The 14827-nt window shown below is 66.3% G+C and carries 14 protein-coding genes; 8 read left to right on the top strand and 6 right to left on the bottom strand.

Annotated features, from left to right (window positions below):
* Positions 1–21: 21 nt before the first annotated feature.
* Positions 22–405 (bottom strand): hypothetical protein, encoded by a 384-nt coding sequence (locus CFB82_RS24105; RefSeq protein WP_089485570.1) that lies wholly within the window; start codon positions 403–405, stop codon positions 22–24.
* A 223-nt stretch (positions 406–628) separates the two neighbouring features.
* Here CFB82_RS24105 and CFB82_RS24100 point away from each other — a divergent pair, with 223 nt between their 5' ends.
* Both CFB82_RS24100 and CFB82_RS24095 read left to right on the top strand, forming a co-directional pair.
* A complete protein-coding gene (locus tag CFB82_RS24100) occupies positions 629–916 on the top strand; it encodes a hypothetical protein (protein WP_089485569.1) in 288 nt (95 codons plus the stop codon).
* Positions 917–1092: 176 nt separating this feature from the next.
* Positions 1093–1782, top strand: a complete 690-nt coding sequence (locus CFB82_RS24095; RefSeq protein ID WP_089485568.1) for a hypothetical protein — start codon at positions 1093–1095, stop codon at positions 1780–1782.
* Positions 1783–1815: 33 nt separating this feature from the next.
* Here CFB82_RS24095 and CFB82_RS24090 read toward each other — a convergent pair whose 3' ends face one another.
* Together CFB82_RS24090 and CFB82_RS24085 are read right to left on the bottom strand one after the other, a co-directional pair.
* Positions 1816–2337: a GNAT family N-acetyltransferase gene (locus CFB82_RS24090; RefSeq protein WP_089485567.1), complete on the bottom strand. Its 522-nt coding sequence runs from the start codon at positions 2335–2337 to the stop codon at positions 1816–1818.
* Positions 2338–2358: 21 nt separating this feature from the next.
* Positions 2359–3612 (bottom strand): multidrug effflux MFS transporter, encoded by a 1254-nt coding sequence (locus CFB82_RS24085; RefSeq protein ID WP_089485652.1) that lies wholly within the window; start codon positions 3610–3612, stop codon positions 2359–2361.
* A 297-nt stretch (positions 3613–3909) separates the two neighbouring features.
* On the opposite strand from CFB82_RS24085, the gene CFB82_RS24075 reads away from it, so the two are divergent.
* On the top strand, positions 3910–4449 hold the full coding sequence (locus tag CFB82_RS24075) for a hypothetical protein (protein WP_089485566.1): 540 nt from the start codon (positions 3910–3912) through the stop codon (positions 4447–4449).
* 75 nt (positions 4450–4524) lie between these two features.
* On the opposite strand, the gene CFB82_RS24070 is transcribed toward CFB82_RS24075, so the two are convergent.
* On the bottom strand, positions 4525–5421 hold the full coding sequence (locus CFB82_RS24070; RefSeq protein ID WP_089485565.1) for a glutamate/aspartate ABC transporter substrate-binding protein: 897 nt from the start codon (positions 5419–5421) through the stop codon (positions 4525–4527).
* Positions 5422–5838: 417 nt separating this feature from the next.
* On the opposite strand from CFB82_RS24070, the gene CFB82_RS24065 reads away from it, so the two are divergent.
* From CFB82_RS24065 to CFB82_RS24045, 3 genes are all read left to right on the top strand, one after another.
* Entirely contained in the window at positions 5839–7500 is a 1662-nt protein-coding gene (locus tag CFB82_RS24065) for a S8 family peptidase (protein ID WP_089485564.1), read from the top strand.
* Positions 7501–8212: 712 nt separating this feature from the next.
* Entirely contained in the window at positions 8213–10978 is a 2766-nt protein-coding gene (gene mgtA, locus CFB82_RS24050) for a magnesium-translocating P-type ATPase (RefSeq protein ID WP_089485563.1), read from the top strand.
* An 80-nt stretch (positions 10979–11058) separates the two neighbouring features.
* Positions 11059–11802, top strand: a complete 744-nt coding sequence (locus CFB82_RS24045; protein ID WP_089485562.1) for a transporter — start codon at positions 11059–11061, stop codon at positions 11800–11802.
* Positions 11803–11860: 58 nt separating this feature from the next.
* Here the strand turns inward: CFB82_RS24045 and CFB82_RS24040 are convergent, their stop codons facing one another.
* Together CFB82_RS24040 and CFB82_RS24035 are read right to left on the bottom strand one after the other, a co-directional pair.
* Complete coding sequence (locus CFB82_RS24040) at positions 11861–12145, bottom strand: transcriptional regulator (protein ID WP_069251804.1); 285 nt, start codon at positions 12143–12145, stop codon at positions 11861–11863.
* A gap of 79 nt (positions 12146–12224) precedes the next feature.
* Positions 12225–13100 (bottom strand): LysR family transcriptional regulator, encoded by an 876-nt coding sequence (locus tag CFB82_RS24035; protein WP_089447872.1) that lies wholly within the window; start codon positions 13098–13100, stop codon positions 12225–12227.
* Positions 13101–13151: 51 nt separating this feature from the next.
* Between CFB82_RS24035 and CFB82_RS24030 the strand changes: the two genes are divergently transcribed.
* Both CFB82_RS24030 and CFB82_RS24025 read left to right on the top strand, forming a co-directional pair.
* Complete coding sequence (locus tag CFB82_RS24030; protein WP_089485561.1) at positions 13152–13469, top strand: hypothetical protein; 318 nt, start codon at positions 13152–13154, stop codon at positions 13467–13469.
* Positions 13470–13710: 241 nt separating this feature from the next.
* Entirely contained in the window at positions 13711–14805 is a 1095-nt protein-coding gene (locus CFB82_RS24025) for a serine hydrolase (protein ID WP_089447874.1), read from the top strand.
* Positions 14806–14827: the final 22 nt, after the last annotated feature.

Genomic DNA, 14827 nt, shown 5'->3' with positions numbered 1-14827 from the left:
CCGGTCGACTTCCCGATCTCGTCATTTCAGTATGCCGTCGTATCGTCCCGATGCAGGTGCATACGTCTCGAAACGGTTGTCCTCCGCGGTTTCGACCAGCAGCCTGCCGCACACGGTGCATTCGTACGCGGTTCTTTCAAGACCGAGAAGGCGCGTATGCAGATGATCGTGAAGCACGTTGCCATGATCGAGCTGCAAGCCGATGTAGTCGCTGGAATAACCGCGGCTCACGAGCCAACCGGAAGTGTCACCCTGCTCCGCGGCCACGACATAGCTTTGCACCTCGCTCACCAACCAGTCGAAAAACGGCCCGTACGCCGTATCCTTGAGAATTCTTGCCTTGTAAGGCAGCGAATCGGTGTTGTCCCGAATCGTGTTTCCGCACACACAGCCAATCTTGCTCATCGTTTCCCCGTTGCTTGCCTCACCGCGGTTGCAGTGAATCCGGATACCTTTATCAGTCGCCGCTTTTGCCTCGCTCCGGACCGTTTACACCTGACTTTCCGATCGGTCCTCTCGAGCCGCTAACCATTGTGCTCCTCGATAAATTGGGTCGAGAATATCAAGCACGCGATGCTTTCGGACACAGACAACAAACCGACGCAGGCCGATTCCGGAGTCGACAAGAATGACCACCGAAACCGAGGGGAAGCTGCTGCAGTACGGCGTACAGATCGTCCCGCTCTTCCTGGGACTGTATTCGGGCGATGCGCTGTGGGATGCCTATCGGCGTGGCGGCATTCTGGAGTGTCACCAGGCTCGAATGCAACCGATGACGTGCTGGTGGATCACGCCGGACATGGGCGAGCATTATCGGAGGCTGCTCACCGGTCACTGGCACACGCTCGCACTCAGCATCGTACTGAGCCTGTTGCTCGCCTACGTGATGGCGCCGGCCCGTCCGCCGCGCAACTGACGCCCGTCGCTGGCCAAGCAACGCAACGCACGCCACGCTCGACGGCGGATCGCTCCCGACCAGCGGGCCAACCAGCCCAAACGGGCAAGCAGCGCCCCGATTCGGGACCTAGAATGAGAACGGCGCCGCACTTTTGGCGCCCACCGGTTGCCCCACTCTCCTCAAGGCCCGCGACCATGGACATTCACCCCGGCCGTTTCATCCGCCCCGCGCTGGGCACGCTCTGCGTCGCCACCCTCGCGACGCTTCAGGCGTGCAACGGCGATGCCTGCTTCGGCGTGGATGCCTGCTTCAACAACAACACGCAGACGGTCGCGCTTTCCGGCACGGCCGCGACGGGCGACGCGCTCGCCAGTGCGCAGGTGACGGTCAGCTGCGTGACGGGTTCGGCGACCACGCTGACGGATGGCGGCGGCAACTACCGCGTGACGGTCAATGCCGCGCTGCCGTGCGTGATCACCGTGACGTCGGGCGGCACGAGCCTGCATTCGCTCGCGTATGCGGGCGGCACGTTCAATACGACGCCCGAGACCGAGCTGATGCTGGTCTATCTCGCCGCCCAGCTCGGCACGAACACGGCCACGTTGATCGGCAATTTCCAGGGGAATTCGCGCTATCAGCAGGCGATGAACAGCTCGAACGCCGTACAGGCCGCGCAATCGGCCGTGGTGACGAACCTGCAGCAGCGCTATTCGGTGGCGTTCGCGACGCCGGCATTCCTGACCACGTCGTTCACCGTCGGGCAACCGGGTGTCGACAGCGATCTCATCGCACTCGCGAAAGCCGGTGCAATCGACTCGAACGGGATGCCGGATCCGGTGGCCGTCTCGCTGCTGACGCAGGCCGGCGCGGCGCATCCGCTGTAAGGGGCCGGGAAGAAGATCGCCCGGTATCGGGCGTCAGGTGCGCGCCTGGGGCTCGTCGTCGGCCAGCAGCGCCCACCGTTCGTGGTCGCGCCATTCGCCGCCGATGCGCAGATAGCGCGGCGAAAACCCCTCTTTCGCGAAACCGAGCCGCCGAACCAGCGCAATCGACGCGTGGTTGCCAGGCTGGATGTTCGCTTCGAGCCGATGCAGCCCGAGTTCACCGAACGCGACGCCGATCGCCGCGCGCATGGCTTCGGTCATCAGACCCGTGCGGCTGAACGCCGCCATGCCGTAGTACCCGAGATACGCGCTCTGGAACACGCCGCCGACGATCTCGTTGAGGTTCACCACGCCGACCACCGCCCCGGACGTGCGTTCGCGCGCGACGAGGCCGACGTTCGGCCCCGTCAGGCAGCGGCCGAACCACTGGTCGAATCCCGCCTGGTCGGTGAACGAGTCGACCCACGGCAGATGGTGGCTGCGGCTCGCGCGGTTGGCGGCGATCAGGTCGGCGGCATCGGTTCGGGCGACCCGATTCAGCAGGATCGGGTTCATGGGTCGGTCGACAGCCGGCACTTATGCCGCCTCCCCGCGCCCACATGCGACGGGCGCGGCCTGGGCCTGCTGCTGCGACAGGTACCGCAGCAGCTTGGTGACCATCCACACGACGATGCCCGACAGCGCGACGAAGAACACCGCGAGCGGCGTCAGCACGTGAATCGACACGAAACCGGCCAGGCCCATCATCGCGGACGACACGAGCAGCAGCGCGCAGCCGAGGATTGCGCTCGTCAGGCCGGCGATATGCGGAAACAGCGAATTGCCCTTGGCCATCAGCGTCGGATACATCGCGCCCGCGCAGAAGCCCATCACGAGCACCGGCGTCGCGAGCGTCCAGACGCGCAGCCCGACGGTCAGCGCCAGCACCAGCATCGCGACCGACGCGCCTGCCATCACGCGCGCGCCGATGCGCAGCCGTTGCTCGGCGCTCGGCAGCCCGGGCCGGTGAATCCGGTTCGACAGGCCGCCGAGGAAATACATCAGCCCGATCCCGAGCGCGAGATAGCCGAAGAAGGTCGGCGGCTTGTGCAGCGTGGTCTGCACCATGAACGGCCCGACGATGTTGAACACGAGCAGGATGCTGTAGCACAGCCCCTGTGCGAGGAAGCAGCTCTGGAACACCGGGCTCGCCAGCACCTTGCCCGCGTTCGTCATCAGCGTGCGCGGCTCGAGATGCACGGGTTTCGGCAAGGTTTCGCGGTATCGCCACAGCAGCGCCCACATCACCAGCGAGTACACGAGCAGGAACACGAGGCATGCGCGCCAGCCGAACCATTCCTGCAGGTGCGCGCCGATCACCGGTGCGACGATCGGCGCGAGCCCCCACGCGATCGACATGTACGTGAACGCGTGCATCAGCGCCTGGCCGGCGAACGAATCGGTGATGATCGCCTTCGCGAGCAGGTTGGTGGTCGCGATCCCGAAACCCTGCAGGCAGCGCGCGAGCACGAACGTCTCCAGGTTCTGCGCGCCGAGCGACAGCAGGCAGCCGATCGTGTAGATCACGAGCCCGAATGCGAGCACACGCTTGCGCCCGTAGGCATCGGCGACCGGCCCGAAAATCAGCTGGCCGAGTGCGTAGGCCGCCATGTAGCCGGACACGCTCGACTGGATCGCCTGCGGCGTGGTGGCGAACGACCGTGCCATGTCGGGCAGCGCGGGCACGTAGATGTCGATCGCGAGCTGGCCGGCGGACGCGAACAGGCAGATCAGGAACAGCAGGAAACGCGGCGAATTCGACTCGCGCGCGGGAGTGAGCGTGGCGTTCATGACGACGGGGAAGGAGATCGGGCAGCAGTGCCGCAGCGTCAATGTTCGAATGTCGAACACACGTGCGTGTCGCGGCGAATTCCGTATTGTGCCTGTTGTTGCATCGGGCGACAGGATTCCCCTGGCACGGGCGAGGTTGAATGCCGATTGCGGAGCGTCCCGACATGCGCTGACCGGGCCGGCCGGCGGCGGTTTTAATGTTGATTTAAGCCGACGGCCGCATTGTCTCGGATGGCTCACTCCGTGAGCCGCACGTCATTGTTGATTCGATCAGTCTCGTTTGATGGAGATACGAAGATGCGATTCCGTTCGTATATGGCGGCGGGCGCGCTGGCGCTGGCGCCCGTGTTCGCCCTCGCCGGGCAAGCTGGCGCGGCGGCCGCCCAACCGATGTTCGTCAACGTCGACGGGCAGGCCGTGCCCGTGAAAGCCGAAACGCGCGTCGTCCAGACGGCCGTCGGCCCGATGAAGGTCAGCACGTGGAGCTGGCACAGCCCGCAAGGCGGCGCGAGCTTCGAGATGCAGACGTCGTCGTCGGGCGGCCTGCCGCCCGCGGCAGCGTTGCGGCAAATGCAGGCCGTGCAGTACCGGATGCAGGCGGCGCAGGCGCAGATGGTCGCGATGCAGCAGCAGATGATGGCGCTCCAGCACATCGCGCTCGCCAATGCGTTCGCGATGCCGATGCCGCAGCCCGTCGGCTTCGCGATGGCGCCGTGGGCCATGCCCGAGCCGGTGCTCGTCATCGTGCCGGCGCAGCCGTCGGTGCGTTCGACGGCCCCGGCAACGCCGGCCGCCCCTGCCGCTCCCGCCGCGCGCGGTCCGGAAATCAAGGCCTGATACGCGTCGCGCCGCTAGGCGCGGCGCGCTCGAACCGCCGGCATACGCCGGCGGTTTTTCATTGCGACGGCCGAATCAGTACTGCGCCTGATCCGTCGGATTCCTGAACAGCTGCTTCATCTCCGCCGACAGCGGATAGTTGAGGCTCACGCCCTTCGGCGGAATCGGCTGCGTGAACCACTGGTTGTAGAGCTTTTCGGCCGCGCCCGACGTCTGCATCTTCGCGATCACGCCGTCGACCACGTGCTTGAACGCCGGATCGTCCCTGCGCATCATGCACGCGTAGTTCTCGTGGACGAGCGGCGTGCCCGTCACCGTGTACGCGCCCGGGTTGCGGTCCTTCGCGATCTCGCCGTACAGCAGCGGCTCGTCCATCACGAACGCCACCGCGCGCCCGGTCGTGACATTCATGAACGCCTCGGCGTGATCCTTCGCGCTGATGATCGTCATGTTCATCCCTTTTTCTTCGTTGAGCTTGCGCAGCAGCCGCTCGTCGGACGTGCCGGCCGTCGTCGCGACCGTCTTGCCGGCCAGATCCGGGAAGTTCTTCACGCCCGAATCCTTGCGCGTGCTGAAGCGGATGCCATACAAAAAGATGCTATTCGAGAACGCAGCCTGCTTCTGCCGTTCGAGCGTATTCGTCGTCGAGCCGCATTCGAAATCGATCGTCCCGTTCTGCAACAGCGGAATCCGGTTCTGCGACGTGATCGGGATTTCCTTCACGGCGAGGTTCGGCGCGTTCAGTTCCGTCTTCAACTGGTCGATGATGCGCGACGCGATGTCCCGCGAATAGCCGATGTTCTTCTGCTGATTGTCCGAATACGAGAACGGCACCGACGATTCGCGAATGCCCAGCGACACGACGCCCGTGTCCTTGATCTTCTTCAGCGTGCCGGTGAGGGCCTGCGCGTGCGCGGCGCCCGCCAGCGCACAGGACAGCGCGACAGCGAGCAAACGGAAGCGGTGATCCATGCTTTTCTCCTGACGAAATCTTGAACAAATCGCGATCCTACGCCCGACAAAATTCGCACCGCATCAGGGCAAGCGTCAAGCGCCCTCCGTCGCGGGCCTCCACCGGGAAAAATCGTTTCCGCGGCGCGCAAAAGCGCCTGCGCCGCACGTTTCGCCGGGTCGAGCGCCCGCAATCTTGCACCCCATGAACAGATCGCCCGTTCCAAACGGGCGTTCATGCTGCAAGACAGCATCGCAATCGTTTGCGTCTCGCATCTTTTTCACACAAAACATATTCAAGAAGCCGCCTCATTAGCCGTTACCCAATGCATGGCGCGTCGCAGCAGCCCTGCGGCGCCCGACAAAAACAAGGTCCGGTTTACGCCGGACCAGCGCCACCGCCGGCACGACGGTTATCTACGAGGATCGAGTTTCAACATGAGAACCAAGCGTTTCAATTTCGCGCTGGCGCGCTCCGCACATGCGCGCATGCTCGCCGGCATGCTGTCCGCCGCCGCCCTCCTGCCCCTCGCCGGTTGCGGCGGTGGAGGCGGCGGCGACGGCAGCAACCCGTCTTCTTCCAACGCGGCACCTGCACCTGCACCGGCGCCCGCTCCTGCGCCCGCCCCCGCACCGACCACGCCGCCCGCGTCGTCCGGCGCCAATGCGTGCACGTCGCAGCAGGCCGCCGTGCAGATGGCCGCGCAGACGGCGCCGACCGAGCCGCCGGTCGACCATCTCATCGTCAAGCTGAAAACGCTGACGGCCACGCGTGCGATGGCAGCGATCGACAACGGCTCGCGACTCGACGCGGTGATCCAGCGCGCGATGACGCGCTGGACGGCACCCGTGACCGGCAGCGCGCGCGCGTACGCGAGCACGGTCGCGCAAACGCCGGTGAACGTGCAGGTCGAGCGAACGATTTCGAACGGCGCGACCGTGCTGTCGCTCGGCCAGCGCATGGCCGCCACCGACGCCGCCGCGCTCGCGCAGGCATTCGCAGCCGATTCGGACGTCGACTACGCGGAACCGGATCATCCGATGCAGATCCGCGACACGCCGAGCGACCCGCTCTACAGCCAGCAGTGGTACCTGTCCGACCCGACCGCCGGCATCGACATGCCGCCCGCGTGGAACGTGACCAAGGGTTCGCCGACCGTCGTCACGGCCGTGCTCGACACCGGCTACCGGCCGCACGGCGACCTCGTCGGCAATCTGATACAGCAAGGCTACAGCTTCATCAGCAACGTCAACACCAGCAACAACGGCTTGACGCGCGGCCCGGACGCCACCGATCCGGGCGACTGGGTCACGCAGCAGGAACTCGACAACGCCAACGGCCCGTACTATCGCTGCGCAAGCCAGCCGAGCAACAGCAGCTGGCACGGCACGCGCGTGATGGGTGTGATCGGCGCGACCGCCAGCAACGGCACCGGTATCGCCGGCGTATCGTGGCTCAGCCGAATCCTGCCGGTGCGCGTGCTCGGCAAGTGCGGCGGCATGACGAGCGACATCGCCGACGGCATGCGCTGGGCAGCCGGCATTCCCGTCAATGGCGTGCCGAACAATCCGAACCCCGCGAAGATCATCAACCTGAGCCTCGGTGGTGTCGGCGCGTGCAGCACGACGTTCCAGCAGGCGATCGACGACGTGACCGCGAAGGGCGTGACCGTGGTCGTCGCGGCCGGCAACGACGGCCTGTCGACCGGGCTCGACCAGCCCGCGAACTGCCGTGGCGTGATCACCGTCGGCGCGACCGATGCAACGGGCCGCCGCGCATCGTTCAGCAACTTCGGCGCCGATGTCGCGCTGAGCGCACCGGGCGTCAACATCCTGTCGACGTCCAACACCGGTACGACGACGCCGGGCTCCGACACCTATGACCTCGCGAACGGCACCAGCCTCGCGACGCCGCAGGTGACGGGTGCCGCCGCGCTGATGCTGTCGGTCAACGGCAACCTCACGCCCTCGCAGATCCTGCAGAAGCTGCAAGGCGGCACGCGCGCGGCGAAGCTCGCGGCCGGCACGTCGTGCACCGCGATGCCGGCAGGCTCGGGCATCCTCGATGCAGGCGCCGCCGTCGCGACGGCGAACCGGTAACCTGCACTTCGCTCGACGCGAGCCGCGCGCATGCCGACATGGCCTGCGCGCGGCTGTTTCATGACGCGCTATCGCGCTCGCCTGCGCACACGCACCGGCCGGATTACGCATCTCGAAATAACACCTGACAAAAGGGTTGACGCTTCGCACAGCGACCCATTACCATCGCCCCGTCTAATTACATGGAGTGTTCTGTGAACACCGATGCGAGTTGTAGTTGGTCCTTGACCAACTTGACTGCTGCCTGAGGAAAACGCGCAGAGCCTCGTCTTCTGCCGCATCCCGGGAAGCAGGATGCGGCGTCCTTCCGGCCTGACCGGCCAGATCTCCCGCCGAATTTTCATTGTTGCCGAATGCACGCGATGCGCCGTCGCGCGCGTGCGTTCGTGTTGCGCGCAGCGTCAGCCGCGTGCGTTTTCCGTTCGCGTGCCGTCCGGCCGCGCGCCTTCGTGCGTGCGTCGCTGTCGATCGCCCGTGCCGATTATTCGCAACCGACAGGAGTGCAGATGAACTCAGACGACAGTAGTCGATTACCGCTCGCCGGCGCGACGCTGCGCATCGCCCCTCCGGCCGCACCGCACGCGCCGGCGAGCGTTCCCGCCTTCACCGATCCACAGCCGATCGCGCCTGACGCGACGCGGCGGGGAGCGCTCGTGCGTCGATAACGTCACGGTCGCTCCCCGCCCGCCGCCTCGTGCGCAAGGAGCGACTCATGACAACACGACACAACACATCGCAAAAGAAACAGCGCGGCTTCATCAAGGCCGGCGGCGCCCAGCAGAACGACCCGCGCATCATGCGCGCCGCGCAGGAAGCGGCCCGTCCGCTCGAAGAGACGCTGAAGTCGCTGAATACCAGCACGCGCGGCCTCACCTACGACCAGGCCGCCGATCGCCTGCAGCACTACGGCCCGAACGAAATCGCGCACGACAAGCCGCCGCACTGGACCCGCCAGTTGCTGCTCTCGTTCCACAACCCGTTCGTCTACGTGCTGCTGGTGCTGGCCGCCATCAGCTTCTGCACCGACGTCTACTTCGCGGCGCCCGACGATCGCGACTACGTCGGCATGACGATCCTGCTGACGATGGTCACGATCAGCGCGCTGCTGCGCTTCGTGCAGGAATTCCGTTCGCTGCGCGCGGCCGAGAAGCTGAAGGCGATGGTGCGCACGACGGCCACCGTGCAGCGTGCAATGACCGACACGTCCGAGCCGACACGCCGCGAAGTGCCGATGCGCGAAGTCGTGGCCGGTGACATCGTGCACCTGTCGGCCGGCGACATGATCCCGGCGGACGTGCGCCTGCTCGCGTCGCGCGACCTGTTCATCAGCCAGGCCGTGCTGACCGGCGAGGCGCTGCCGGTCGAGAAGTACGACACGCTTGGCGCAGTTGCCGGCAAATCCGCCGACATGCGGCCGGCCGGCGGGGCAACCGATACGTCGGCCTCGCTGCTCGATCTCGAGAACGTCTGCTTCATGGGCACCAACGTCGTAAGCGGCACGGCCACGGCCGTCGTCGTCGCGACCGGCGAGGACACCTACTTCGGCTCGCTCGCGCGCAACGTCGTGAGCCACAAGCGCATCGAGACGAGCTTCGACCGCGGCGTCGCGAGCGTGAGCTGGCTGCTGATCAAGTTCATGTTCGTGATGGTGCCGATCGTGTTCATGATCAACGGGCTGACCAAGGGCGACTGGCTGAGCGCGCTCACGTTCGCCCTCGCGGTGGCCGTGGGCCTCACGCCCGAGATGCTGCCGATGATCGTCAGCGCGAACCTCGCGCGCGGCGCGGTTGCGATGGCGCGCCGCAAGGTCGTCGTCAAGCGGCTGAACTCGGTGCAGAACTTCGGCGCGATGGACGTGCTGTGCACCGACAAGACCGGCACGCTCACGCAGGACAAGATCATCCTCGAACATCACCTCGACCTGTCGGGCTACAAGGACGAGGAGATCCTGCGGCTCGGCTGGCTGAACAGCTTCCACCAGAGCGGCCAGAAGAACCTGATCGACATCGCGGTCGTCGCGCGTGCCGACGAGATCGGCGAGCGCGTGAAGCCGCAGGGCTACAAGAAGATCGACGAACTGCCGTTCGACTTCGTGCGACGCCGCCTGTCGGTCGTCGTCGAGGACACGCGTGGCACGCACCTGCTGATCTGCAAGGGCGCCGTCGAGGAAATGCTGGCCGTCTCCACGCACGTGCAGGATGAGGACGGCGTGCGCCCGCTCGGCTTCGTCGCACGCAAGCGGCTGCTCGAACAGGCCAGCGCCTACAACGAGGACGGCTTCCGCGTGCTCGTGCTCGCCACGCGCACGATCCCGCGCGGCGACGAGCGCCAGCAGTACCGCACCGCCGACGAACACGATCTCGTCGTGCGCGGCTTCCTGACCTTCCTCGATCCGCCGAAGGAATCGGCCGCGCCGGCGCTGGCCGCACTGCGCGAGAACGGCGTCGCGGTGAAGGTGCTGACGGGCGACAACCCGATCGTCACGATGAAGGTGTGCCGCCAGGTCGGCCTCGAACCCGGCAAGCCGATCCTCGGCACGGAAATCGAAGCGCTCGACGACGCGGCGCTCGCGGAAGTCGTCGAACGCACGACCGTGTTCGCGAAGCTCACGCCGCTGCAGAAAGCGCGCATCGTCAAGGCGCTGCAGGCGAACGGCCACACGGTCGGCTTCCTCGGCGACGGCATCAACGATGCGCCCGCGCTGCGCGATGCCGACGTCGGCATCTCGGTCGATAGCGGCGCCGACATCGCGAAGGAAACCGCGGACATCATCCTGCTCGAAAAGAGCCTGATGGTGCTCGAGGAAGGCGTGATCAAGGGCCGCGAGACGTTCGGCAACATCCTGAAGTACCTGAACATGACCGCCAGCTCGAACTTCGGCAACGTGTTCTCGGTGCTCGTCGCCAGCGCGTTCCTGCCGTGGGAGCCGATGCTCGCGACGCAGATGCTCGTGCTGAACCTGATCTACGACACGTCGCAGATGCTTCTGCCGTGGGACAAGATGGATCCCGAGTTCCTGAAGAAGCCGCGCAAGTGGGAAGCCGGCAACATCAGCCGCTTCATGCTGTGGGTCGGGCCGACGTCGTCGGTGTTCGACATCACGACGTACATCCTGATGTGGACGGTGTTCGGCGCAGGTGCGATGTATCACCTGAACGGCGGCACCGGCGGCCAGATCGTGATGAACTCGGGCTGGTTCATCGAGAGCCTGGTATCGCAGACGCTCGTCGTGCACCTGCTGCGCACGCAGAAGATCCCGTTCCTGCAGAGCACGGCCGCGCTGCCGGTGCTGCTGTCGACCTTCACCGCTATCGCGATCGGCTGCTGGCTGCCGTTCTCGCCATTCGCGGAGTCGCTCGGCTTCATGCACTTGCCGAACACCTTCTGGCTGTGGCTCGCCGCGACGATGGTCGGCTACATCCTGCTCGCGCAGATCGTCAAGACGATCTACGTGCGCCGCTACAAGCAGTGGTTCTGAGCTTCCTCGCTTGAAGGCGTCCTGCCGGCCCGTGCCACCTGCCCGGGCCGGCAGGCTCGCCACGCACGACAGGTGATCCCATGAAAAGAATGCTTCCGCTCGCAGCCGCGAGCGCCCTCCTCGCGCCGTTCGATGCCCTCGCCACCCATCCGCTCGTCAGCGACGACACGGGCACGCAGGGCAACGCGAACTGGCAGTTCGAATTCAACGCCGAGGAAACCTCGAAACAGGAAGAAAACGGCCGCCACCAGCTGTGGAACGCGACGCTCACGCGCGGGTTCGGCGAACACGTCGATCTCTACGTGAACGCGCCGTACACGCATCTGCAGACGCGCACCGACGAGAACGGCGCCGGCGTCGGCGATGTCGAGATCGGCATGAAATGGCGGTTCGTCGAGCGCGGCCCGCTGTCGATCGCGCTGAAGCCGAAACTGACGACACCGACCGGCAACGACCGGCGCGGGCTCGGCACCGGCCGCGTGGGCGCCGGCGCAACGCTGCTCGCGCAGCTCGACGTCGCACGGTTCTCGTTCCTCGCGAATGCGGGCATGACATACCAGCCGAATCGCCAGGGCGACCTGACGTCGATCTGGGCCGTGTCCGGCGCGGCAATCTACAAGGCGACCGACAAGCTGCAGATCGTGGCCGACATCGGCACGTCGCGCCACACGGAAAGCGGCGCAGGCGCGAATCCCGCCTTCGTGATCGCGGGCGCGATCTATTCGCCGAAGCCGTGGCTCGATCTCGACATCGGCTACCGGCGCGGGCTGAACGACCAGACCTACGATCATTCGGTGATGGGCGGCGTGACGGTGCGGTGGTAACGCATCGACGCCGCGTGTCGAACCGCAAGACGACGGGCCGCTTCCAGCGGCCCGTTTTTCATTGCGCGTCGTTCGCGCCGAACAGTTGCGCGCACACCGCGCGCCCTTCGTCGGTCAGCGCGGCGCTGCCGGTGCCGTCCTCGTTCAACGTCGTCGCGCTCAGGCCCGCTGCATCGAGCTGCGTCAGCACGCGGCGCAGCGTGCTCATCGGCAGTTGCGCGCGTTTCGCGATCTTCGGCAGCGACCAGGTCTTGCCGGCCGGATCGCTCGCGGCATCGTTCAGCGTCGCGAGCGTCGCGACGAGTGCGGGATCGAGCGGGGCGTCATCGGATTCTGAAGTCATGGGTTGCGGTCGGTGAGCGAGACTGGGGCTTGCGATCGGTCGACCGCCGCCGGCTGAGGACACTATACCGCTTCGTCCGTCATGCATTCCTGATCGCGGCACGCATGAACGACACGAAGCGTGTGGTGACGGGATCGTCGCGATCCGACAGCCAGGCGAGCCCGACGCGCCACTTCGCGTCCTTGCCGTCGAGCGGCAATACCGTCGCGTCACGCAGCAGATATTGCGCACGCGACGGAATGAACGCAACGCCCGCGCCGGCCGCGACCGACGCGAGCACCGACTGCACGTCCTCGGCCTGCTGCGTCACGTGCGGCACGAAGCGGCGCTCGACGCACCACCGGTCGACCTGCGCGGCCAACCCTTGGCCGCGTGCGCGCTGCAACGCGATGAAGCCGATCTCGTTGAGCGTGCCGAGATCGGCCGGCACGCGCTTCAGGCCGAGATGCGGCGGCACCGCCAGCGCCAGCGCCTCGTCGATTACCTTGAACGACGACAGCCCTTCGTCCGACGGCAGGCGCAGGAACCCAGCATCGAGCTTGCCCGCGCGCAACCGGCGCGTCTGCTCCGCGGACGACAGGTCGCTCAGCGTGACGGCAATGCCGGGATTCCGGCTGCGAAACTCGGCGACGAGCTTCGGGACGAGCGTCAGCACCGACAGGCAGATGCCCAGCCGCAAATGACCGCGCTGCCCGCTCGACAGCTCGCGCGCGCGGGCGAGAATCTCGTCCGCATCGCGCACCAGCGCCTGCGCGTCGGGCAGGAAGCGCTCGCCGAACGAGGTAAGCTCCGCGCCGTGCCGGCCGCGCTCGAACAGCTTGCCGCCGAGGCTCGCCTCGAGCGCGCCGATCTGCTTGCTCAGTGCCGGCTGGCTCATGTGCAGCGCATCGGCCGCGCGGCTGAAATGACACAGCTCGGTGACCGTCAGGAAGGTTCGCAGCAGTTTCAATTCCATTCTTAAAAGGAATCGTAACGATCGAAACATTCATTTTACCGATCGAATGCGATGACGTTCAATACGGACATGCCCTTTCAGGAATCGACCGTCATGTCCGTTGATCTCGTCTGTGAATGTCCGCCCGACGACGCTTCGTGCGCACTGGCCGCCCTCGACGAGCGCGCCGCAACGGCCGATCCGCGCGCGCCGAAACGTCGTGCCGAACGCGTCGACCATACCGAACGCGCCGACGGCCGCGGCCGCCGTTTTCGTTTCGGTGATGCGGTGGACGCGATGAGCGCGCCGAACGACGCGCCGCCGCGCCCCGTGACCGGCTCGATCGCGATCAGCTTCGCGGTGGTGTCGCGGCGCAACTGGCCGCGTTAAGTATCGGCGCTATCGATCTAAGATCGCGCCGCGTATCGCGTCATTTATCGAGCGACCGCAAGCGCGCAGGCCGCTGCACCCTCCTCGAATCACCGATCAGCGTCTCCCAACTTCACCGAATCGCGCATCTTTTCCCGCCTTCAATCGTCATCGCCCCGCGATCGACCGTATAATTTTCCGCATCCCGCCGACCACCACGCATTCCACGCAGCCTCACCGCGCGTGAAAAGGAGACTTTCGCTTGACCGGCCTCATCGCGCGCCTGCCTCTCGCCCGGACCATCCTGCTCGTCGCGCTGTCGATGCTGATGTTCGCCTTCGCGACGAACGCGTCGTCCACGCCACGCAACCCGCCGCCGCGCGCCGCGCATGCTCACGCGCCGGCGAAAGCCGTCAAGAAAACCGTGAAGAAGAAACCGGCCCAGCGCAACAGGAAAGCCGTCAAGCATCGCCGCCCGCGCGTGAAGCATCAGGCGGTCAAGCGTCACGCGGCGCCGGCCCCGCAGCAGCGTCGCGCCAAGCGCACGACCGCCGTACGCCCGCGCCCGGCCGCCAGGCCGCGCCTGATGGCGAGCTGCGGCTACAGCCCGCGCGCGGTCAATTCCCTGCATTCACGTGCGGCCTACGTGCTCGACGTCGACTCGGGCACGCCGCTGCTGGCCCGCAACGCACGCACCGTGCGGCCGATCGCGTCGATCTCGAAGCTGATGACGGCCGTCGTCGCGCGCGACGCGGACCGCCCGCTGAACGGCGTGCTGCGCGTCACCGCGCACGACCGCGACACGATCAAGTTCACCGGATCGCGCCTGCAGGTCGGCTCGGAACTGTCGCGCCGCGAGATGTTCCATATCGCGCTGATGTCGTCGGAAAACCGCGCGGCCGCCGCGCTGAGCCGCGACTATCCGGGCGGCCGCGCCGCGTTCGTCAACGCGATGAATCGCGAAGCGCGCCGGCTCGGCATGCGCCATACGCACTTCCGCGAGCCGACCGGCCTGTCGCCGCACAACGTGTCGACGGCGGAGGATCTCGCGAAGCTCGTCGGCGCAGCGGCACAGGATCCGCTGATCCGCTATTTCTCGACGGATACGTCGACCACCGTGCGCCCGGGCGACGGCGAGCTGCTGTACGTGAATTCCGATCCGCTCGTCCGCTACCGCCGCCTGCCGATCCGGCTGCAGAAGACCGGCTTCATCAACGAGTCGGGGCACGGCGTCGTGATGCGCATGCGTGTGAAGGGCCGCCGCGAAACGGTCGTGCTGCTCGGTGCGCCGACGCGCGCGGGCGTCTCGAGCGATGCCATCAAGATCCACCGCTGGCTGTCCTGTTCGATCCAGTAAGCACGCACGGGCAGCCGGCGCG

It is taken from the genome of Burkholderia sp. HI2714 (genome assembly GCF_002223085.1).
Taxonomy (GTDB): Bacteria; Pseudomonadota; Gammaproteobacteria; order Burkholderiales; family Burkholderiaceae; genus Burkholderia; species Burkholderia lata_D.
Note: the sequence above shows the minus strand (reverse complement) of the source record. Positions and strands in the feature narration are given on the sequence as shown.